This is a genomic window from Bacillus sp. T-10(2022), assembly GCF_056502895.1.
In genome coordinates, this window is sequence record NZ_CP113518.1 from 3,070,801 (window position 1) to 3,093,747 (window position 22,947).

Annotated in this window: 15 protein-coding genes and 1 pseudogene; 3 read left to right on the forward strand and 13 right to left on the reverse strand. The window is 39.5% G+C overall.

Translation table 11 applies throughout. The annotated features are described in order from the left end of the window. Window positions 1-114 precede the first annotated feature (114 nt). Window positions 115-528 (forward strand): annotated as a pseudogene (locus tag OSJ91_RS15005) (transposase); the annotation flags it as partial. Between the two features lie 95 nt (window positions 529-623). On the opposite strand, the gene OSJ91_RS15010 reads toward OSJ91_RS15005, so the two are convergent. The 8 genes from OSJ91_RS15010 to OSJ91_RS15045 all read right to left on the reverse strand — a co-directional run bounded on the left by OSJ91_RS15010 (window position 624) and on the right by OSJ91_RS15045 (window position 13,158). Further along, the gene (locus OSJ91_RS15010) at window positions 624-3,020 is read right to left on the reverse strand and encodes a YhgE/Pip family protein (protein ID WP_485889950.1); all 2,397 of its coding nucleotides are present in this window, start codon (window positions 3,018-3,020) and stop codon (window positions 624-626) included. A 407-nt stretch (window positions 3,021-3,427) separates the two neighbouring features. Further along, a complete protein-coding gene (locus OSJ91_RS15015; protein WP_485889951.1) occupies window positions 3,428-4,426 on the reverse strand; it encodes an NAD(P)H-dependent flavin oxidoreductase in 999 nt (332 codons plus the stop codon). Between the two features lie 151 nt (window positions 4,427-4,577). Beyond that, a complete protein-coding gene (locus OSJ91_RS15020; RefSeq protein ID WP_485889952.1) occupies window positions 4,578-5,321 on the reverse strand; it encodes a Cof-type HAD-IIB family hydrolase in 744 nt (247 codons plus the stop codon). Between the two features lie 167 nt (window positions 5,322-5,488). Further along, complete coding sequence (locus OSJ91_RS15025) at window positions 5,489-6,484, reverse strand: cation diffusion facilitator family transporter (RefSeq protein ID WP_350298963.1); 996 nt, start codon at window positions 6,482-6,484, stop codon at window positions 5,489-5,491. A 289-nt stretch (window positions 6,485-6,773) separates the two neighbouring features. Continuing rightward, window positions 6,774-7,526, reverse strand: coding sequence for a hypothetical protein (locus tag OSJ91_RS15030; protein ID WP_350298964.1), 753 nt, complete (start codon window positions 7,524-7,526; stop codon window positions 6,774-6,776). 228 nt (window positions 7,527-7,754) lie between these two features. Beyond that, on the reverse strand, window positions 7,755-9,173 hold the full coding sequence (locus OSJ91_RS15035) for an amino acid permease (RefSeq protein WP_485891905.1): 1,419 nt from the start codon (window positions 9,171-9,173) through the stop codon (window positions 7,755-7,757). A gap of 777 nt (window positions 9,174-9,950) precedes the next feature. Then, window positions 9,951-11,093, reverse strand: coding sequence for a histidine kinase N-terminal domain-containing protein (locus OSJ91_RS15040; protein WP_350298965.1), 1,143 nt, complete (start codon window positions 11,091-11,093; stop codon window positions 9,951-9,953). A gap of 232 nt (window positions 11,094-11,325) precedes the next feature. Then, window positions 11,326-13,158 carry a sigma-54-dependent Fis family transcriptional regulator gene (locus OSJ91_RS15045; RefSeq protein ID WP_485889953.1) on the reverse strand — a complete coding sequence of 611 codons (1,833 nt, stop codon included), beginning with the start codon at window positions 13,156-13,158 and terminating at the stop codon, window positions 11,326-11,328. A gap of 501 nt (window positions 13,159-13,659) precedes the next feature. On the opposite strand from OSJ91_RS15045, the gene OSJ91_RS15050 reads away from it, so the two are divergent. Next, window positions 13,660-15,141 (forward strand): aldehyde dehydrogenase family protein, encoded by a 1,482-nt coding sequence (locus OSJ91_RS15050; RefSeq protein WP_241590872.1) that lies wholly within the window; start codon window positions 13,660-13,662, stop codon window positions 15,139-15,141. A gap of 189 nt (window positions 15,142-15,330) precedes the next feature. Here OSJ91_RS15050 and OSJ91_RS15055 read toward each other — a convergent pair whose 3' ends face one another. From OSJ91_RS15055 to OSJ91_RS15070, 4 genes are all read right to left on the reverse strand, one after another. Further along, window positions 15,331-16,035, reverse strand: coding sequence for a TerC family protein (locus OSJ91_RS15055; protein ID WP_350302880.1), 705 nt, complete (start codon window positions 16,033-16,035; stop codon window positions 15,331-15,333). A gap of 322 nt (window positions 16,036-16,357) precedes the next feature. Next, window positions 16,358-17,845, reverse strand: a complete 1,488-nt coding sequence (locus tag OSJ91_RS15060) for a tagaturonate reductase (RefSeq protein WP_350298967.1) — start codon at window positions 17,843-17,845, stop codon at window positions 16,358-16,360. 82 nt (window positions 17,846-17,927) lie between these two features. After that, entirely contained in the window at window positions 17,928-18,941 is a 1,014-nt protein-coding gene (locus tag OSJ91_RS15065) for a zinc-binding alcohol dehydrogenase family protein (RefSeq protein WP_485889954.1), read from the reverse strand. A gap of 45 nt (window positions 18,942-18,986) precedes the next feature. Then, entirely contained in the window at window positions 18,987-20,492 is a 1,506-nt protein-coding gene (locus OSJ91_RS15070) for a UxaA family hydrolase (RefSeq protein ID WP_485889955.1), read from the reverse strand. Window positions 20,493-20,685: 193 nt separating this feature from the next. Between OSJ91_RS15070 and OSJ91_RS15075 the strand changes: the two genes are divergently transcribed. Continuing rightward, window positions 20,686-21,552 carry a helix-turn-helix domain-containing protein gene (locus OSJ91_RS15075; protein WP_485889956.1) on the forward strand — a complete coding sequence of 289 codons (867 nt, stop codon included), beginning with the start codon at window positions 20,686-20,688 and terminating at the stop codon, window positions 21,550-21,552. A 68-nt stretch (window positions 21,553-21,620) separates the two neighbouring features. Here the strand turns inward: OSJ91_RS15075 and OSJ91_RS15080 are convergent, their stop codons facing one another. Beyond that, complete coding sequence (locus tag OSJ91_RS15080; protein ID WP_485889957.1) at window positions 21,621-22,862, reverse strand: MFS transporter; 1,242 nt, start codon at window positions 22,860-22,862, stop codon at window positions 21,621-21,623. Window positions 22,863-22,947 lie beyond the last annotated feature (85 nt).

Below are 22,947 nucleotides of genomic sequence, written 5' to 3' on the forward strand. Positions count from 1 at the left end.
TTAACTTTTAGATAGAACTCTTTTGCCTAAAGTCTTCATTGTTTTAAAATAGTATTAATAAAACTTGAGGTAATAAGGATGACTTCTAAACATGATTCATTTTAGCGATATCAACTGGTGCCAGCGAACCATTTGATTCGTAAAATGGAGGCTGCCATTGACTTCTTTTTCATTTATGATTTGATGAAAAATATGTATTCAGTGGTAGGACGCTCAAGTATTGATCCAGTTATATTAGTTAAACTGACTTAAATTCAATATACCTGGAATTCGTCCCATGCGTAAAACAATAGAAGATGTTGAAACAAATATGGCTTACCGTTGGTTCTTAGGCTATGGTTTCCATGATAAAGTGCCTCACTTTTCAACGTTTGGGAAAAATTATGAACGACGCTTTAAAGATACTGACCTGTTTTAACAGATTTTTTATCGTATCTTAATGACAGTTGCTGAAGGAAGGTTATTAAGTGCAGAGCACTATTCGTCGATTCCACACAAGTGAAAGCCAGTTCGGATAAGCGGAAATTTAAAGGAAATTTCAAAAGGGGTTCGGAATTTTTTAATTCCGAACCCCTTTTGTCTACAAACTGCAGCGACCCATGCCGGGTCGCTGTTTTTTTTGATCATTGTACAGTTACTTCTTCCTGTTGTTCTTTTAACGCGCCGTTCAATTTCTTATACCGATAAATAAAGTAAAGAAGTGATAATATTAATGCAGCAACGAGGAATATGGCCAATATGCCAAGGTTATGCCACATGAAGCTATAATCTCCTGTTGAGATGACTGCCCGAAAAGCATTAATAGAATAAGTCATCGGTAAGAACGGTGTGAATCCTTGCAGGAAGCCAGGAACCAATTCATTTGGGAATGTTCCGCCACTGCTTGTCAGTTGAAGAATCAAAATCAATAATGCTATGAAACGGCCAGGATTGTCAAAGGCTGAACCAAGGAACTGAATGATTGCCATGAATGTGCAGCTAGCAAGAATGCTTACTGCAAAAAATAGTGGCAGGCTCGTAACATTGATTCCAAGGCCTAAAATTAAAATCGAGTCCACCAATATGGCTTGACAGATTCCTATGAGAGCCATGACGCTGTATTTACTAATAAACCAGCTAAATCCACTCGCCGGTTTAACAGCAGGATCTCTTAACGGGAAAATGATCGTCAGAACGATAGCCCCGATAAATAAACTTAATGAAATTAAATATGGTGCAAAACTTGTGCCATAGTTCGGGACATTATTAATTGGTAATTTATCCACTTTAACAGGGCTTGCAAACATGTCATATACTTCTTCATTGGATTTTATCTTGCCTGCTTCGTTTGCCCCATCATTCAATTCATCATGTAATTCTGCAGATCCATCTGAAAGTTTGGCGATTCCATCTTGCAACTTAATGGCTCCATTCGCCAGTTCTCCCATACCGCTAGTAAGGCTGGATGAACCTTCTTTCAACTTATCCGTTCCCGTAACCAGACCTTTCGAACCTTCGGAAAGCTGTGAGGTTCCACTTGATAATTGCTTGGAGCCATCTTCAAGCTGGTCAAGCCCACTTACCAAGTTATTGCTGCCTTCGGTTAACTGTCCAAGTCCACTTTGCGCTGAATCTATACTATCGCCAAATGTTGTCAAACCAGACACCAATTGGCCTTGACCATTTTTCAGTTCATTCGCCCCATTGGCGAGTTTATCCTGAGCTTGCTTTAATTGAGTGAAACCGCCGCTTAATGCACTTGTGCCTTCACCTAACTGATTTGCTCCATCACTAAGGCTATTTGAGCCTTTAGCAATTTCAGTTGCACTGGCTGATAGTTTCCCTACTCCTTCAGAAACTCCTTTACTACCTTCACTGATGCGGGTTAGAGAAGAAATCACTTCCTCCAAACGCGCTTTCTCCGCAGGATCATCTGTAGCTTCAGATTGTTGTTTCAATCCGGAAATAACCTCATCCAAACCTGCCGACACTTCAGATGCCCCCGCTTTTGCTTCGTTCGATGCTGCGCTCCAATCAGACAATGAACCTGAAAGCTGGGCAGCACCAGCCGCTACACCATTTGCTCCCTCAGTCAAAGCGGGCAGCTTTTCTTCTATTTGATTGAAGCCCTTTAATGACTGCTGCAGTCCAGAGGCCAATTCACCAGTTCCTGCTTCAGATTTCTTGGCTCCTTGCAAAAGCTCGGATTGCCCATCTTTCATTTGTCCAACACCAGAGCTAAACTGTTGTAACCCTTGATTGAGTTCTTTTGATCCCGCAGCCGCCGAACCGACCCCATTCGAAAAGGTCAATGATTTTTCAGCTAATTTTTCCAAGTTTTCGTGGATTTCTACAGAACCTGAATGAAGGGAATCAATTCCTTCATCCACTTTTTTGGAACCTTCTTTAGCTGAGTTAATCCCTTCACCAAGTTCACTGGATCCGTTCTTCACTGTATCTGTCCCATCTTTCAATTCCCCAGCTCCATCACTGGCACTTTTGAGTCCGTCAGCCACTTCGTTCAAATTATCGAACATTGACTCCGCATAGGTTTTCGTAACGGCTGACGATACCTCACCTTTAATTCTCTCCGAAGCTGCGTCACCTATTTTAGTCGATATATAGTTGAACCCTTCATTGGACGTATAAATTAAATCAAGTTTTTCCGGATTGTCCTCCTGTAAGGTCGTTGCATTCTTCGAAAAGTTTTTCGGGATTTCTATTTTCATGTAATAATCTTGATTTTCGAGGCCTTCATTGGCTTCTTTTTGACTGACGAAATGCCAATCGAAATCCTTCTTTTCCTTTAATTCCTTGACTAAATCTTTTCCTATTGTAAGTTCCGAGTCATTGAACTCCGCACCCTCATCCATATTGACAATGGCAACAGGCAATTGGTCGACCTTACCATATGGATCCCAAAATGCCCACAGGAACGTGCCGCTATATAATAAAGGAATCAGTATGATCCCTATTATGGAAATGAGTATCATAGGATGTTTTATTATGGCTAAAAATTCACCCTTTAAAGATTTTAACACGCTTACCAAGCCCTCCTATACGGCGAATATGCCGTTTATTAATCTATCTAGGTGAAAACTGATTGAAGAATACATAATTAAGTCATTTGCTTCTGCAATATATAATTTAAATTCTTGTTCACCTTAATATATATAATTTTTAAACAAACAATAATTACTGACCGTATTGTTCATTTGGTCAGTATCACGAAAATAATATAACATTTATCCTTCTTTTTATCAATATTTTTTCACAGTCTTATATCGTATATTTACTGCTTTTCTCTTTATATCCTATTTAGATTGCCCTTTTAGCTGATTACGAACTTATCATGAAATATCTCTGATATTACATGGCAAAAAAGGGTATCCATAATGGATACCCTTTTTGTTAGCTATATTAGCATAATTAATAAAGCGCTTTCATATCATTTCGATATAATTCCTTTTAATTTTTCCGCCTGCCCGGTCAATTTCTCCAAGGACTCCTGATACTCTTTTTCCAATTGTTTAATGATGCCGGCAGCGGTATCTATTTTTTTAATTGCCCCTACACCATGACCCGCTGACCAAATATCACGCCACGCTTTAGATTCCGATGGTTTGGACATGCTGTCAAAATCGACTTTTTCTTTTTTGGCTAATTGTTCCGGGTCCATGCCTTCCTTTCTGATGCTCGGTTTCAGCATATTACAATTAACGCCTGAAAATGCATCAGTCAAGATGATGTCATCATGATCACAATCGACAAGCATTTCACGATATTCATCATTTGCCCTGCTCTCTTTCGCCACGATAAAACGAGTACCCATATATGCAAGATCCGCTCCAGCTGCCTGAGCTGCCAAAATACTGTGACCAGTACTGATGGATCCGGCAAGCAAAATGATTCCGTCCCAGAATGTCCTTACGCTGTCCACGAAAGCAAAGCTATTTATCTCACCCGCATGACCACCGGCTCCCGCGGCAACCAAGATCAATCCGTCCACACCTGACTCCGCAGCTTTTTTTGCAAAATCCACAGAGCTGACATCCGAAAAGACCAAGCCGCCATAGCTATGTACGACATCCACCACATGTTTGGGTGAACCTAATGATGTAATGACGATGGGAGGCTGATGCTTTTTGACCAATTCCAACTCTTCTTCAAGCCGGCTATATGTACGGTGGACAACCATATTCATTGCCCATGGAGCAATCTTAGAGCCTGGTTCTTTAGCCTTTGCTGCAATCAATGTGTCGTTTATGTCACCCATCCATTGATCCAGTACCTCTATCGGACGCGCATTCGGTGCTGGAAAAGAGCCGATCACCCCATTCAAACAGCATTCTTTCACTAACTCAGGACCGGATATTAAAAACATAGGTGCTGAGATAACTGGTAAAGATAATTGATTCCACCACTGATCAGGCAAACTTCTAGTCATCCATTAAACCTCCCATTATTAATATATTACCAAAATATAACACTACAAGATTATCATACTTCTAAAATACACAATTTTCAAGAAATTAATTCGGCAGCGCCATTTTAATAAAAAAACTGTATATGGAGTAGTTCCCATATACAGTGTCGATTCAATTTGAAAGCACCCATTCGCGAATGGCCTTAGCCACACCATCTTCTTCGTTTGTCGCTGTAACCCAGTCTGCTTTTTCTTTCACAATTTCTTGGGCGTTTCCCATTGCCACACCCACTTTTGCTTCAGAAATCATTGCAAGGTCATTAAGGCTGTCACCCACTGCCATAACATTATCCATAGTAATATCGAGCAATGAACATACGAGCTTTATCGCTTTCGCTTTATTTACGCCCATGGCATTCACTTCAATATTCGTCGGGCTTGAATTACTTATTTCAAAGTTTCCTTTTGATACCAGTTCATCCATGATGATTTTGCGAATGCTTTCATCATCTGTATCAAATCCGAATTTAAGCCATTGCGAATCATGGATTTTCTCAGGCATTTCAGCCCTGTAAATATTATCGCAGCTTATTGCCCAGAAATGAGTACCATGTTTTTGGCTTAATTCCCACATCCATTTTATGGAATCGCTATCGACGATATTCCTTTCCACCAGTTTTCCTTGATTATCGTAAATTTCGCTTCCGTTTACCGTAATGAGGTATGATTGAAGTTCCATTGACTTTGCAAAATCACTGCATGTCGCATAGGATCTTCCTGTGCTCAATACCACAAAAACCCCTTGATTTTCGGCTTCTTTTATCGCTCTGCGATTTTCTTCAGATATCTCTCCAGCCTTATTGAGAAGCGTGCCATCCATATCAAGTGCAACTAGCTTAATATCTTGTTTCTCCAATCTTTTTCACCCTTTCATAATCCTTCTTTATGTAACTAAGTCCATGATAGCTTATAATGCATACGTAAGGAAAGTACGTGAAGAATTGAACAGGCATTATCATTAGTGTCATGATATTTATAACCCAACAAATTTCTATCATGACACTTTATATTCTGCCATTCTTTCTACTCCCTGTCTTTTTTCATTTCATTCAATTCTTTTTTTATTTGACCTTCCCATTTTGGGACACCATCATTTTCATCAAATTCTATAATAACATCCGTTACCCCTCTTTCCTTGAATATCTCATTAAACAGCCGATCTTTAATGTCATCCGCTTGGGCGATTGAAATATGGGGATCAAGTTCGACTTCAAGTTCAACATGGAAGTCTTCCCCTTCTTTTAATACGGCCAGTTTCTGTATATCCCTTACGTCGGGATCATCCATGACCATCGTACCGATTTTTTGTCGCATTTCAATATCGGCTTCCCCAAGAGCACCTGCAGCATTATCAAGAAAAACCCTTCCAACCACATAAAACATACCGAGACCGATCATGACGGAAGCAACTCCTTCCGCTTGGATGAAGGGAGTGAAGTTTGCTAATAAAATGGCAATTATCGCAAGCACCCCGCCACCGGTCGCTACCATATCTTCCATGAATACCAATTTCGTCGCTGGTTTTGCTCTTTTTAAACCAGAGAAGCTCTTAAATATGACGGCTGCTCCTTTAGCTTCGATTCCAGTCTCATGCACCACTTCTTTCATCGCTTTAAATAATACATATGATTCCAACACAACCGCTAACGAAAGGACGGACAAGTTAATAAGGATACCAGTTGATTCTGCAGGGTGCAAAATGTGATGAAACCCTTCTTTAATCGTTTCATAAGACATGATCCCGACAACCAATACTGCCCCTAATAATACGAGGTTAACTAAACGTCCAAAACCATCAGGGAATCGATCAGTTGGTGCCTTTTTACTTAGTGCGGAACCAATGAAGACGAAAAACTGATTCGCAGCATCGCCCAAAGTATGTAAAGTTTCAGCAAACATAGCTACATTCCCTGTCATGAAGTAAGCAATCCCCTTTAGCACAGCGATGATACTATTCACACAGGCAGCAATGAACGCCGATTTATTACCTTGTTTCAATAACCGAAATAATTCTTTCATTTAAAAACCCCCCCTAATCTTTTTATAAATCCATTTTCATAATGTATTATCCCCAACACTGGAATATATGAAACCACAAAAGCGAAACCCTTAACTATACGATTGGCGAATAATTTGCATTACTTTGGTTTTTAAGTTATATCTCCCACAAACGAATATATTCCAGAATCGGACTCATCTATTCTAATTAGTTCACAATGAACGCATCCATTTCTTTAGAAGACTGATTAATGAAACAAAAAAGGAGTAAGCGGCGGCTTACTCCATATCATCCAAGAACTTCAAGCGTTTATCCTTCCTTTTTCACTAACTTAGATGGATTATTTACTTTATAGCGTATTTCTTTATTATATTTTTTGTCGACCACTTTTCCATCAAATTCGATTTCGTCCCCTTCTTCGAGCTCAGCTTTTTTCAATGTCTTGCTATATCCACACCAAGCATCGCCGATGGTCAATTCAGGTTCCGTTGTCACTTTGACATTCTCCAATAGTATGACTTCATCTTCTTCACCAGTGAAATGGTTCATTTTCGCCGTGAACTCCTTGACGGTCGCGGTGAAATGCACTTTTTCCCCAGGTAAGTCCAACTTAGGTTTTACTGTCGTTTTTTTAGTTTTGGCCTTTGCCTTTTTTGGTTCTTCACTTAGTTGATCGGCGTTTTCCGTAATTGGCGCTTCCATCACCTGCTCAGTTTCACTTGGAACTGCGGCGGTTTCCGAAACAGGTCCACTCAACAATTCTTTTCCGAAACTGGAGCTTTGCATTTCCTTTAAATAGGAAGGGTTAATGCAACTAAGCTTACCATTTTCAAATTGAACGACTACAGTGTCAAGTCCGTTGCCATATTGTTCATAACCTGCCAATTTGACTTTTGCTTGAAAACTTCCGCTTTTATATACTAGTTCTCTTTTTACCGAACGGGCAGTGAATAATTTCCATTCCAGTCCTTTAGCGATATAGTCCGTATCATCTAAAAAAGGGATATATTCTCCTTTTGGTGCGATATAATGAATCAAATCTTCAGCTGGAGTTTCAGCCACAGTAACCACTCCTAATCTTTTCTATAGATTATATTCTAGCAAAGGATTTCAAAGTTGCAAATGAATGAGTATCGTCATGGGTTGATTGCAGCCAGAAATCCGAATACGCTTAAATCCTTTCCATGAAATGAATGCGATCATTTTTGGAACCAGAAAAAAGCTGCCCACTAAGAGCAGCCTTTTTATTTGAATAGTCAATCTTTTATTTCTGTAATTGGAAAAACTACTTTACCCTTCCTTAACGTGAATTTTTTTTAGTTTTGCATCTTGTTCAGGAGCAATTACCTTTTTCTTATGATAAAACAGAAAGTATGACCCAATTACTAGAATCGTGAGAAGGGTTGTAAGAAAAAATTGCAATCTCATGGAATCAATAAACGCTTGAGCAACGAATATTATAAATAATACGGCAATGGTCACGTAGGTTAAATAAGGGAATAGCCACATTTTCACTTTGAGTGTCCCTGGGTTTTCTTTTTCCGTCTTTTTCCGTAAATATAGATGAGAAAATGCGATAAAGATATACATGATCATAGTGACTCCTCCAGAGCTGTTTGCGAGAAAAGCAAACAATTTATCAGGAGAAACAAATTTAAATGTCGTGAACACATAAGCAAAGAAAACACTTGCCATTAACGCCCAAATCGGGATTCCCCGCTTATTCACTCGGGAAAGGATTTTCGGTGCATCACCTTTTTTTGATAAAGAATATAACATACGAGAGCTTGTATATAGGCCTGAATTCAAAACAGAAAGCAATGAAGTGAAGATTACGATATTCATGATTTGCCCCGCTGCCGGCAGGCCTGCCATGTCAAATACGCTGGCATAGGGGGTTTTCAGTAAATCTTCAGCACCTTGGGGGATTACGAGAACCAACACGGTCACTGAACCAACAAAGAAAAGAAGGAGACGCCATACAACACTGTTTATGGCTCTAATAATATTTTTTTCAGGGTTTTCAGACTCTCCTGCAGCAATGGCAGCTACCTCACTTCCCGATAAAGAGAAAGTAATGAATATCACACTAAGAAGGACAGGCAGAAAACCTTTTGGTAAAAATCCTCCATCTCCAGTAATGTTTGAAAGGCCTGGTGAATCAAAACCCGGAACTAATCCGAAAATCATGGCGGCACCCAGGAAGAGGAATATTACAATGGCAGCCACTTTCATGAAAGCTAACCAGTATTCAAATTCCCCATAAGCTTTAACTGAATAGATATTCGTAATCGTCATTAATATAGGGAAGGATAGACTAGCAGCCCACATGGGTATACCAGGAAACCAATCATGAATCATAGTACCCAATAACGTAGTTTCTATAGCAATGATGATAACCCAGTTGAACCAGTATAACCAGCCGATCGTGTATCCGGCCCAGGGACCAAATGCTTGATGCGCATATGTTGAAAAGGATCCGCTATCAGGATTTACCACTGCCATTTCACCCAGCATACGCATTATAAGCACGATCATCAATCCTGCAATTATATACGATAAAATAGCACCAGGCCCAGCTGAATCTATTATTGTTCCGCTTCCGATAAATAGTCCTGCCCCAATTACCCCGCCAATGGAAATCATTGTGACATGCCTGGTCTTGAGACCATGTTTCAATTCATTTGTTTGAAGTGCCACTATTGTCACCATCCTTTAAAACTGTCTAATTACCGTTTTGTAAGCAGTAAACCTTTGCTCATGGGTACCTTAGTAGAAATCTTTCATTCAATAACAATGTAATGAGGCCAAATTCACTATCGAAATATGTATATTGCACAGCATATACTCTATTAACCGTAACCGCTTTTCTATTTATACTCCTTCTTTACTAACATCAGCACCTCAACGGAAAGTAAAAAGAACCTTGCTGATTTTGCACTTTTTGCTTTTTGTTGAGTGAAGTCCTTTTATGTAAAAATATAGTTACCCAGCTCTATCCTCTCTTTCCTTACACTTCTTTTTTAATAAAAGCACCCTCTCTCACTAAAATTTTGTACATATATAAATAAAAGCAATATCCATGCCAAAAAAAGGATAGTTATTTTATTAGGGTTTAACGCTTTTATGTATTTAAAACGATTCAATATTGAATTATAAATTCAATTTTCGATTCATACATTAATTATCGACCCTTTTTGATTCATAATCGAATCAAAAAATGACAATTTACTTGTTTTCATTTCGACACATATATACTGAAAAATAACCGGGATAAAAAAGAAGATGCTAAAATCCTAATTGTGATTTCTTGGCATCTTCCAAATAGATTTATTTTCACTGAGAATGATTTTATGTAAAATACCGGCAGAACCGGAATGCCCTCCTGCTAATAATTAAAATACTATGTTTACAAGCTTCGAAAAAATTCGATATGTATATAATGCTGTGAAAATTATCCTATGATATGGTTGAAACACTTATGATTCAATTCTGAACTTCAGGGAAATGGATGCTGAATGTGGTTAAATTTTCATTGGAGACACAATTCATATATCCATCATTACTTTCAATGATCTTTTTACACACGTATAATCCAATTCCCGTTCCTAACTCTTTCGTTGTAACAAAGGGCTCAAAAATAGATTCGATCAATTCACTGGCAATGGCCGGTCCATTATTTGAAATTCGAATTATTCTTTCATTCGCCTCAATTAAAGAGTTTATCCTCAAAATTCTAGGATGTTCCTTATCCTTTAAGGCATCAATGGAATTTATAAAAAGATTCAAAAACACTTGTTTTAACCCATCCTTGCTCGCTGTCATGACGAAGTTTGGATAAATATCTATTTCCACATTAACGCTGGCATCCACAATATTTGCATAAGTCAATTCTTGAATTTCTTCAATTAACTTTAGTACGGAAATTTCCTCTCTTTGTTCCTCATTAAAATCAGATTTAGAGGTATGGAGGAATTGGGTTATCCTGAAATTCAGCTGATTTAACTCATAATCAATGATATCCAAATATTTCAAGTCGGGATTCTCCCTCTTCAGTAATTTATTGAACCCCATGATTGCTGTAAGAGGGTTACGGAACTCATGTACAAAGCTTGATGATATTTGACCCAGTACCGCTAATTTATCTTTGTGGTTTTCACTAATATAAGACTTTTTTTCCTCAATCACTTCATTTGTAAGATTCGTATATCTAGTTACTGCATGGTAGCTGAACGTATCAAAGTGCAGGTTAATGTCATTAATGAATCTCTGCATATATTTAATTGGGATATTGGCGCCAAAAACATTTCTGATTATGATATTTCTCCCTAAATTGATATTATATAGAAAATCCCCAATGTTGATATTTGCTTCAAGACGTTCTTTTGCAACCCGGTAAGCCAATTTTATCAGCACATCATCAGACAATACCTCCTTGAACGTTTGGATGACCAGTGAGTACATCCCATAACCATTTTCCTTAATTCTTTCTTTGTAGGGGTCTATTTCATTGATCTTAATAGTCTCGTTCCATTCATTTAAAAACACAGATTCATTTTCTTCCAAATATTGAATCAATACATGTTTATACTTCTTATGTTCAGATGACAACTCCATACTATTGATCACACATCCCCTTGCGGAATTTAGTTACTACATCAATAACATCATTCTATATGAGATTTTGATATCCTGCACTTCATTATTTATTGTTTTTCAAGGTGAAATGTAGCTTATAAGGGAACAGGTATGCTGGTCCGCATATAGTTACTTGCGATAACAAAGAACCGACCATATCAGGTCGGGAATCTGAAATTGTCATAAAAAGATTCTTCATATTTTTTTATATACTGAGAGTCTCTTACTTTTGAGGGTTGATTCCATATTTTTTCATTTTTCTATATAGCGTATTACGGCCGATGTCGAGCTGTTTCGCTGCGTTACTGATATTCCCATTTGTTCGTTCCAATGCATTCCTGATAAGTAGGGTTTCTTGTTCTTGAAAGTTTCTTGGTTCTCGATCGGCATTTGCCCCTTCCTCATGTGTCATGGAAGAAACAGGACAAAGTGCCGCAAGCAATTCCCTTGTAATCGGGCCATTATCAGCTAGGAATGCAGCCTGTCCCAGCACATTTTGCAATTCACGGAAATTACCTGGCCACGAATATTCCAAAATGAATGTTTTAGCTTCGTCAGTTAGTTCTGCATGTTCGCTCTTATAAGGTAAATCCGCTAAAATATATTTTGCTAACAGCAATAAATCTTTACGACTCCTTAGATTTGGAAGTTTTAAAGATAATCCACAAAGTCGGAAAAATAGATCTGCTCGGAATTCTCCAGCTTCAATTTCTTTTTGTAAGTCTTTGTTGGTGGCGGCAATGACCCTTACATCGATTGGAATGGAAGCATGTCCTCCGACACGCGTCACACATCGTTCCTGAAGCACGCGGAGCAAAGTCGCTTGAGCTTTAAGCGGCATGTCCCCGATTTCATCCAAAAACAGGGTTCCGCCATCTGCAGCTTCGAATTTCCCCTTATGCCCGCCGCTTTTTGCGCCAGTAAAGGCACCCTTTTCATATCCAAATAACTCACTTTCCAATAAGTTTTCGGGAATTGCGCTGCAATTGATGGCGATGAATGGCTTATCACTTCTTAAGCTAACCCCATGAATGGATTGAGCGAACAGCTCTTTTCCCGTTCCGCTCTCCCCAGTGATTAGCAGGCTGATATCAAGCGCTGCAGCTCTTTTAGCAATGGATATGGTTTGATTCATTTGCGGATCATTACTTATTATATCGGTAAATTGATAACGATTAGTTTTTAAACCATCAAACAATTTTTGTTTTTTTAACCTTACGATCACGTTGGATTGATGTTCTATATTTTTGCCAAGGATTTGAACCAGGAATTCCTGGTCTTTAATTGAAACCTTCTGTTCTAAAACAAGTGGGTTTGTTCCTGATATTATATTCGATACTGGTTTTTCCATTGTGCCGATAACATGTGACGCCGCTATATTGATATCTGTAACTTTTCCCTCTTTATCAAGGGTAATTAACGGATCAGGGTATGAATCATATATAAAATAAAGGTTTTTCTCCCTTTTTTGTGTATGTGACAATAAGAGTGCTTGTTTGATGCTATCAGCCACCCTCTGAACTAAACTAATGGAAAAAGGATGATAATTCTGTTGATGACTGCTTAAATTCAGAACACCAAGCAGATGCCCCTCAGGGTGATAAATGGGCGATGCGGCACAAGTAAGGAAATGGTTATCCTGATGAAAGTGTTGACTGCCATGAATTAGTACAGGGTTTTTCTCTACTATGGCTGTTCCTATTGCATTTGTTCCTTTTGATTCCTCTAGCCAATTGGCCCCTTTTCTCAGGGAAACATTATCTGCATGTCGAATGAAAGCTGGATCCCCAACTGTTTCGATGATATATCCTTCAGGAGCAGCAAGTAATAAAATGGACTCCAAACCATTAATCGAGCGATAAACTTCTTCTAAAATGGGAGAAGAATGGTACAGGAGTTCCGCATATCGATCGTGGTATTCGGCCAACTCTAATGCACCAAGAATATCTTCCTTATCCATCATGCTTGGCTGAAGTCCCTTCGAAATGCACCGCTGCCATGATTCTTGAATAAATGCCGGTACGGTTCCTTTATCCGCGCTTATATTAACAGACATTGAATAATCCTCCCCGTATGTATAATCCAGTAAATCGGCCACTGTTTTTTATTCAATTTCAAAACTCTATGTAATCAAAAGTTTCAGAGCATTCAGGGTTCGTTCATTCAGTTTAATTATAGCAGAAAATTCAGATATCCACCAAAATGAAAACGCATTATGCCAACTACTAAACTTTTTTTGTTCCATATTGGTACAACTTCCTGTTCCAATATGGAACAGTTTGCTACCTTCCCATGTCCCTCCAGCATCTTCTTTAGCTGGTATCATTGGTTTTTTGTGATGGCATAAGTCTTGCATAATTACATGTCGAGAAATTGATTCCTTATGATAAGGGGGGAAAGAATTCAAGTAATCCAGTTTGATAATCTGACTTGCTGCAAGTCAGCCAAAGAGAAAGGTATCAAAAACATAAGATTATGCCTGGTCCTTTTACTTAGAGGAACGCCATTGTCCGAACAAATATCGAACTTAAAATCCAAATGAAAAGGGGTATTATACATGGAACAAACTATTAAGCTTAATCCAAGAGTGCAAGAATTCTTGAAGGGAACTAAAAAGCTTTTGATTAATGGGGAATTGGTGGAAGCTGCTTCAGGAAAAACCTTTGAGACCCTCGATCCTTCAAACGGCAAGGTTTTAGCGGTTGTGAGTGAAGCAGGTCCGGAAGATGTAGATAAAGCAGTCAAAGCAGCTCGTAAGGCTTTCGACAACGGTCCATGGAAAAAAATGAGTGCATCGGAACGCAGTCGCCTCATTTATAAATTAGCGGACCTCATGGAGGAACATAAAGAAGCGTTAGCACAATTGGATACCCTGGATAATGGCAAGCCGATTGGCGAAACCACCAATGCCGATGTCCCACTTGCAATCGATCACTTCCGTTATTATGCTGGATGGACCACTAAGATAGTGGGACAAACAATACCTGTTGCTGGGAATTACTTCAATTATACCCGTCATGAAGCAGTCGGGGTGGTAGGGCAGATCATCCCTTGGAATTTCCCTTTACTTATGGCCGCATGGAAATTAGGCGCAGCCCTGGCAACCGGATGTACGATCGTATTAAAACCAGCGGAGCAAACGCCGCTTTCAGCATTATATTTAGGTCAATTGGCGCTTGAAGCAGGTTTTCCTCCTGGCGTTCTCAATGTCATACCTGGATTTGGTGAAACAGCTGGGTCACCGCTTGTAGACCATCCTGATGTCGATAAAATTGCCTTTACCGGTTCAACCTCAGTAGGGAAAATGATCATGCGCCAAGCTTCGGGAACCGTGAAAAAAATCTCGTTGGAATTAGGCGGAAAATCACCTAATATCATTTTACCGGATGCAGATATGAGTAAAGCCATTCCTGGAGCTTTAATGGGCATCATGTTTAATCAAGGACAAGTCTGCTGTGCCGGTTCCCGCCTGTACATTCAAAAGAAATCCTATGATAACGTGGTAGCTGACTTAGTGTCCCATGCAAAGAACATTAAACAAGGGGCCGGTCTTGATCCATCTACCCAGATTGGGCCTTTGGTATCCAGTGAACAAATGGAAAGAGTCGGCGGTTATATTGAAAAAGGAAAATCTGAAGGAGCTGAAGTGGTTACCGGGGGCAATTACGGACAAGGAGAGGGTTATTTTGTAACGCCTACAATATTTGCAGGCGTTGAAGATGAAATGACAATCGCTAAAGAAGAAATCTTCGGTCCTGTTGTAGCTGCGATGCCTTTTGACGATTTGGATGATGTGATAAACCGTGCAAATAACTCAGAATATGGATTGGCTGCAGGTTTATGGACACAGGATGTAAAAAAAGCCCATTATGTGGCTAATGAATTAAAAGCGGGTACAGTTTGGGTAAACTGCTATAACGCATTTGACGCGGCTTCCCCATTTGGCGGTTATAAACAAAGTGGAATCGGTCGGGAAATGGGCAGTTATGCTTTGGATAATTATACGGAAGTCAAAAGTGTATGGATTAACTTAAACTAAATAAAAGAATGAATGCACCATATGATCATTTGGCTCAGATATCGTGATTGAAATGCATGTTATCGTTTCCTAATTCGCAAAAGGATGTACCAAAGTGCTGACTTTGGTACATCCTTTTTCTTGTTTTATACTTATATGGCGCAGACAAAAAGAAGAGACCTTTCATTTCGAAAGGTCTCTTTGTATCGATTATCCATTACGTTCGATTTGCAATTTTTCTCTGTTTGCTTTTTCTTTTTCGATATTTTTCTGTCTTGAAATCCCGGCAACCAGGATTCCAATCACCACTATTGCTTCAAATCCATATTTAATGAAGGGATTTGCAAAGTAGTCGTGCATGAAAGGTTCAGCTACGATCATTTTAGCAGCTGTCCAGCCTAGTATTCCCGCACCAATTATTATGATGAATGGGAAGCGTTCGATCAGTTTAAGGATCAAAGTGCTTCCATACATCACTACTGGAATTGATACAAGTAAACCGATTACCACTAAAGTGAAGTTACCATGAGAAGCACCTGCCACAGCTAGGACATTGTCCAATCCCATCAATGCATCTGCAATAATGATAGTTTTTATGGCAGCCCACATCGAGTCTGCAGGCTTCACATCATGTTCTTCTTCATCGATAAGGAGCTTATAAGCAATCCATACAAGAAGTAATCCCCCTATTAAATGCAGTCCTGGCACCTCTAAGAGCCAAACAACCAGCAGCGTTGCGATGATCCTTATCACTATTGCCCCGACCGCTCCCCATATTATCACCTTTTTTTGCTGTTCTTTTGGAAGCTTTCTTGCAGCCAATCCAATAAGGATCGCATTATCACCGGCTAGAACCAAATCTATCATAATGATCGCTAAAAGTCCTGAAATGAATTCACCTGTTAAAAAATCCAACATAATTTCCTCCTTTTCACAAAAATAAAGAGACCTCTGCCATAAATGGCAAAGGTCTCGCTAAGCACTAAATGAATTAGGCCAATAAAGCCGGTGGGATTCCCACGTAATGACGACTTTATTTCAGGTTATCCCTGACGCTACTCCCCTTCACGGGAATAAAGAATATGTAATTCTTTTAATATCTTTCCATTAGGAAACTACCAAGAAAAAATATCACTAATTCAGTATACCAAAAATACAAATAAAATAAAGAAAAAAATAATAGATAGGAATGATATTCATGAACTTAACCTTGTCCAAATCCTTTCAACGGATAATTTCAGTCAATCATCCCTTCTAGATATTGGCATAATTCGTTTCCAAGGTTCGGGATATCGCTCAAATCCTTCCCCCATAGATATTGATTACTTAAGGTTGCCTCTACCAATTGTCTAAGCGGGAGTTCTTCCCTCTCATAACGAAGCCATTGTTCCCTGAAAAATTCAATTGCCTTTATATCATCTTTAACGACATAGACTTTACCCGCAAAGCTTTTACCAATATAACTCCCCTTGGTTTCGTTAACTCTATAAAATCGGATCAGGCCCGAAAAACCTCTTACGATACAGTCGGGCAGCCTTCCTTTCGCCTTATGATATTCCTCCAAGGTAGGCAGGAGACGAGCCTTGAACTTCGAAATACTGTTCAGCGAAATATCGGCCAGGAGGTGATGTACAAAAGGATTCTTAAATCGCTCAAGAACACTTTCCCCATATTGCTTCATCTCATTTTGATCAAAAGGTAATGAAGGAATTATTTCCTTTTCGATGGCATTGCTCAGAAATTGGTTGAATTCCGGATGATCGATTGCCTGTTTTACTTCTTCCAATCCAGATAAAATGCCTAAAGGAGCCAACAAGGTATGTGAACCATTAAGTATCCTTACCTTCCTCATTTGATAAGGTGTCAAATCTTTTACCCAATGCACATTTAAGCCGGATTGTTGTAAAGGAAGACGTTGATCAATACAAGGGTCACCTTCAATAACCCATAAATGGTAGGGTTCTGCCGTATTTAGCAGGGTATCCTTATATCCCCATGCCGCAAATAGGTTGTCCGACTCATTGGCTGGGAATCCTGTAACGATACGGTCTACAAGCGAGTTTAGGAATAGGTTGTCCCGGTCCACCCACTCCATGAATGGCTTTGGTAAATCCCAATCCCTGCTATGCTTAAGAACATATTGCTTCAATGAATCACCATTTCTCTCTAAAAGCTCACATGGAAGCATGATCAGTCCTTTTTTTGCATCTCCGTTGAAATACAGATAACGATGATACAAAAAAGCAGTCAGCTTTCCTGGATAAGATTCAATCGGCTTTCCTTCTTCCAAAGGAAACGGCTGGTATTTGAGCCCTGCTTCAGTCGTGTTGGAAACTACAAATTCCAATTCAGGATTTTCTGATAGTGCTAAAAATTCCATCCATTCTTCATATGGATCAATCACCTTTGAAAAAACGGAAATGATCTCTGTATGTTCCACTTTTTCGCATTGGTGAAAACCACGTAACATTAACGTATACAGTCCATCTTGCCGCTTTACTTCCTCTATTTTCCCTTTTCCGGCGGGGCGGGGCTGGGTAACTGCAATACTTCCCATGAAATGACCTTGTTTATTACATTCATGAATCATCCAATCAAAGAAGCCTCGAAGAAAATTCCCCTCCCCAATCTGCAATACTTTTATGGGAAAATCCATCATATGTGAATATTGGACAGCTTTTGTATCTTTACTCAGACGTTGCAGTTGACTTTTATTAATGTTCATGATCAAGGAACTCCTTTCTAATAGAAATATCCAATTCGGATTGCGTTTTATGTGGTTGCCTTTACGACAGCATACCTAATGATCATATTTCGACAATTGCCTTGATCACTTTAGCTTCAGGAGTTAACCAACCTTCAAACTGATTGATCATTTCATCCAAATGTGTGCGGTGTGTAATATACTGGCTCATATCCAACAAATCATTTTTCAGCGTATTCACGACATAATCAAAGTCATCCCTTGTTGCATTGCGGCTTCCCATTAATGTAAGCTCTTTACTGTGGAATTCTGGATCATTAAAGGAAATATCTGCTTTAACTAAACCTACATAAATCAATCTTCCGCCGTGAGCAGGATATTTAAATGAATCCATCATTGATTTTGCATTACCTGTCGCATCAAATACCACGCTTGGCATATCTCCATTCGTCAATTGGGCTAATTTCTCCATTGGATTCTCCAAAACGTTCAAAGTATAATCGGCATTTGCCCATTTGCCGGCAAATGCAAGGCGTTCATCATTTACATCCATTGCGATCACCTTCGCACCTTGTTCTTTAGCGAATGCCATGACTCCCAAGCCAATGGGTCCAGCACCAATTACAAGTACAAATTCCCCTTTATGAATAGCAGCGCGCCTAACTGCGTGAGCCCCTATACTTAAAGGCTCTATCATTGCGGATTGGTCAAGTGTGAGACCCTCGGTTTTCACCAAATGATTATATGGAACCGTAATCCACTCACTCATGCCGCCTTCAGCATGTACACCCAACACTTTCATATCCGTACAGCAGTTCGTTTTTCCACTTCTGCAAGCCAGGCATTCTCCACATTCCATATAGGGGATGATCGATACTTGATCCCCGACATTAAGCCCTGATTCATTTTCCGGTATGGACTCAATATAACCGGATAATTCATGGCCAAGTATTCGAGGATAGCTAAAAAAGGGCTGATTGCCTCCATAGGCATGAATATCTGTACCGCATATACCTATGCGCCGCACACGAATCAAAGCTTCCCCTAAGTTTGGTACGGGTTTTTCCGACTGTATCATCTTAAATTCAAAAGGTTGTTCACAAACGATACTTTTCACTGATTAACACTCCTTTTTAATAACTTGATAGATATTGTGTATGTATTAGAGAATGACTCCTTCTTTAAAGATGCTTATCTCCCTATATCCGAATTTTTCATTATTCGTTTTCTTTTTACCGGATGAAAGCTCAAGAATGTAGTGGAATAAATCGTCCTTTAATTCATCGATCTTTTGACCTTCTATCAACCGCCCGGCATTATAATCAATCCAGTGCTTCTTACGATCGGCTAAATCCGAATTCGTAGCTATTTTTACAGTTGGCACCGGTCCCCCAAATGGCGTTCCTCTTCCCGTAGTGAATAGAACGATATGTGCGCCGGCTGCTGCCAAAGCCGTTACCGAAATCAGGTCATTTCCAGGAGAATTGATTAAATTCAAACCATGCTTCACTACTCGTTGTCCATACGGGCTTACATCCACTACAGTGGCATGGCCACCTTTTTGCGTGCATCCAAGTGATTTTTCCTCCAGTGTACTTATGCCGCCCTCCTTGTTTCCAGGTGAAGGGTTTTCATAAATTTCCTGATCATGGCGAATGAAATACTGTTTGAAATCATTAATAAGGCCAACGATTTTCTTAAAGGTTTCTTCATCCCCTGCCCTGTTCATCAATATCGTTTCCGCTCCAAACATCTCAGGAACCTCTGTCAATATCGTGGTCCCGCCATTTTCTACTATTAAGTCGGAAACCGCACCAACCAATGGATTAGCGGTAATGCCTGAAAAACCATCGGAACCCCCGCACTTTAAGCCTATTTTCAACTTTGAAACCGGTACGTCCTGGCGTACGAACCCTTCCGCATATTCCACTAATTCCCCCATTAAACGTAAGCCGCTCTCCAATTCATCTTGAACCTCCTGGGCTTTTAAAAATTTAATCCGATTAGGAGGAAAGTCACCTATGACTTCTTTAAATGATTCGATTTGATTGTTCTCACACCCTAATCCCACAACTAAAACCCCTGCTGCATTTGGGTGTTGAGCCAAGGCTGCCAATAGTTTCTGCGTATGGGTCAAATCATCTCCCAATTGAGAACAACCGTAGGGATGGGAAAAGTGATGAACCCCATCGATTTGACGATTTTCAAACTGCTCATTGCCCATTTTAGCTAGAAGTTCACATGTTTTATTGATGCAACCTACCGTATTGATGATCCAGATTTCATTCCGGATGCCCACTTCCCCATTTTCACGGATATATCCTTGGAAGGTATGATTTTTACTTAGCTCTTTTGTATCTTGAATGCTAGGTTGATAGGAATAATCCAATATACCATGCAAACCGGATGCTAGATTATGGGTGTGAACCCAATCGCCAATGGCGATATCTTCTTTAGCTTTTCCGATCGAGTAGCCAAATTTGATTACGTCCTCAGCTCGTTTAACCGGTTTCACTAACATCTTATGCCCTTTAGGAATGTCGTCATTTGCCTTGATATGGATCATTCCCCTGTCTTCTGTTTGAATCTGGAGACTCTGTCCTTTATGAATCCACTCCAAGGAAATAACAACATCATCATTTGAATGCAATTGAACAAATTTATTCATTTTGTCCCTCCTTATCATGAATAAGACGTTCAGAACCAAACGTCACTCCATTCCGAAAGCCCTTTCATTTTTCCTTGAATTTTTTAATTTTTAAATCTATTTTAATTTTAACATCAATTTATGAAATATAAATTGCGTATTTTGCTATAAATATACTCATTCTTGTTGTATTATACTTTCAGGAGATGAACAAATGAAAAAAATTCATAATGCATTTAACCATGATTTACTCTTCCCATTCTCTTTTGTCTATCAAGATACGAAAAGTCCCCAGAATGAATTGTCCGATCATATGCATGACCATTATGAAATTGTTTATGTTTATAACGGTAAAGGGACCTTTTTTATCGGTGATGTGTTTTATGATATGCAGCAAGGGGATGTATTCCTGATCCCGAATAATACCATTCATAGGGCATTACCGAATAAGGAAGACCCTGTCACCTCCACCATTATTTTTTTCAGTCCCACATTAATATATAAAGATGTGGTTGATGATTCTTTTTCATATTTGCACTTGTTTGATCTGACAAAAAAGAGTAAGAATTATAAAATATCATTGCCGCAGAAGAAACAAGTAAAGATGGAGGAACAGCTACAGCTCATCCTGCAAGAAACAACTAGCCAATCAATAGGCTCGAGACATGCTTGTTTGCTGATCGTTCACCAGATCATACTTGATTTATACCGCACCCGGATAAATGGCAAAGAAGATTTATCCCAGGGCAGCTATAGTTCAGAATGGATCAAAGATATTTTAATCTATATTAATGAACATATTGATGAACCATTAACACTGACGGCACTTGCACAAAAAGCTTTGGTCAGTCCCGCTCATTTCAGCAGAGTTTTTAAGGAAACGACTGGAATTGGCTTAATCGTGTATCTAAACACGAAAAGAATCATCAAGGCAAAGGAACTTTTGCTGGAAACGAATCACACCATTACCAATATTGCTGAAATGTGTGGTTTTGAAAGCATGCCCCAATTTTATCGTACCTTTAAGAAATACAATGAAAAGACACCAGCTACATTTCGAAAAGAAAATCGGATTCGCTAGGCGTGCCTAATACACATGAAAAATGGAAGTGTCTTCCCTTTGGGAGACACTTCCATTCTAACAATCTATTACGCAGGCTTTACTATCGGTCGTACAAAACGGATGACTGCAAGCGATGCAACGATGGCCAATCCACCAGCAAGCAAGAATGCAACTGTGTATGTGCCTGAGGTATCGACAATGTATCCTGTTAACGTCGGTCCGATGATTCCTGCTGTATTTGCCAAGAAATGCATAAAACCTCCAACAGATCCAACATTACCAGGGTCTACGACATCGTTGACGATTGCCCAGTAAATGGCACCAGTCAAATATAGGAAGAAGACGGAAAGTGCGACAAGCGTTACCGCACTGAGCGTCGTCGATACAAGCCCGGCAAAACCGATACATACTGCCGATAAGAACAAACATGTTACAAGCACGAGTTTACGTGAGAATAAAACACCTTTTTGAGCGAATTTTTTAAAGAAGAAATCCGATACAAATCCACCCAAAGCAAGTCCGATGAATCCAAATATCCAAGGAATCACTGTAATGATACTCATATTTTCCACACTTAGGCCGCGTGCATCCACCAAATAGCTTGGGAACCAAGTTAAGAAAAAGAAGAGAATATAGTTGTAGGAAAAAAAGGCTAGAGCTGTAAATAAAACCGTTTTTTGTTTTAAATAAAAGGTGAATTTCACCTTTTCTTCCGATGTTGCCGCTACATAAGATTTTCCTGTATGTTTCTGCTCTTTTGACTCTTGTGGTTTTTCTTTAACGAACTTCCACCAGCAAACCGCCCATATAAGACCAATCACCATTATGGCAATGAAAGAAACTCTCCATCCATATGAGATGGCAATGAATCCAACTATCGGACCTGCGATGGCGCCACCAAGCGGCGTCCCGCTATTCGTCAAACCAACGACAGATGCCCGTTGATTTGCCGGGAACCAGTTATTGACCATTTTATTGATGGTTGCCGAAAGAGGGCCTTCGCCCATCCCGAACAAGATGCGGATGACTATCATACTGGCAAAACCGACAGCCAGCACAAGTGCACCACTGAATAAAGACCAAACGATCATCGCCACGAAAAGCGTAAGCTTTGCACCCCATTTATCGGACGCCATGCCTCCAAGGAAGTTAAATACGGCATAACCAACTGAAAAGCTACTAAAGATAATTCCCATCTGTGTTGCTGTTAAGGATAAATCATCTTGGATGAACGGAGCTGCAATGGACAGTGCAGATCGGTCCAGATAATTTATTACCCCTGCCAAGAACAAGAAAACGATAACCATTCCTCTACCATTTGAAAACATAAAGTACCCCCCTATACGTTTCTACAAATGCAGCAGCATTTTTGGAAACGTTTCCATTTAATAACCAAGAGTAAAGCCTATATGA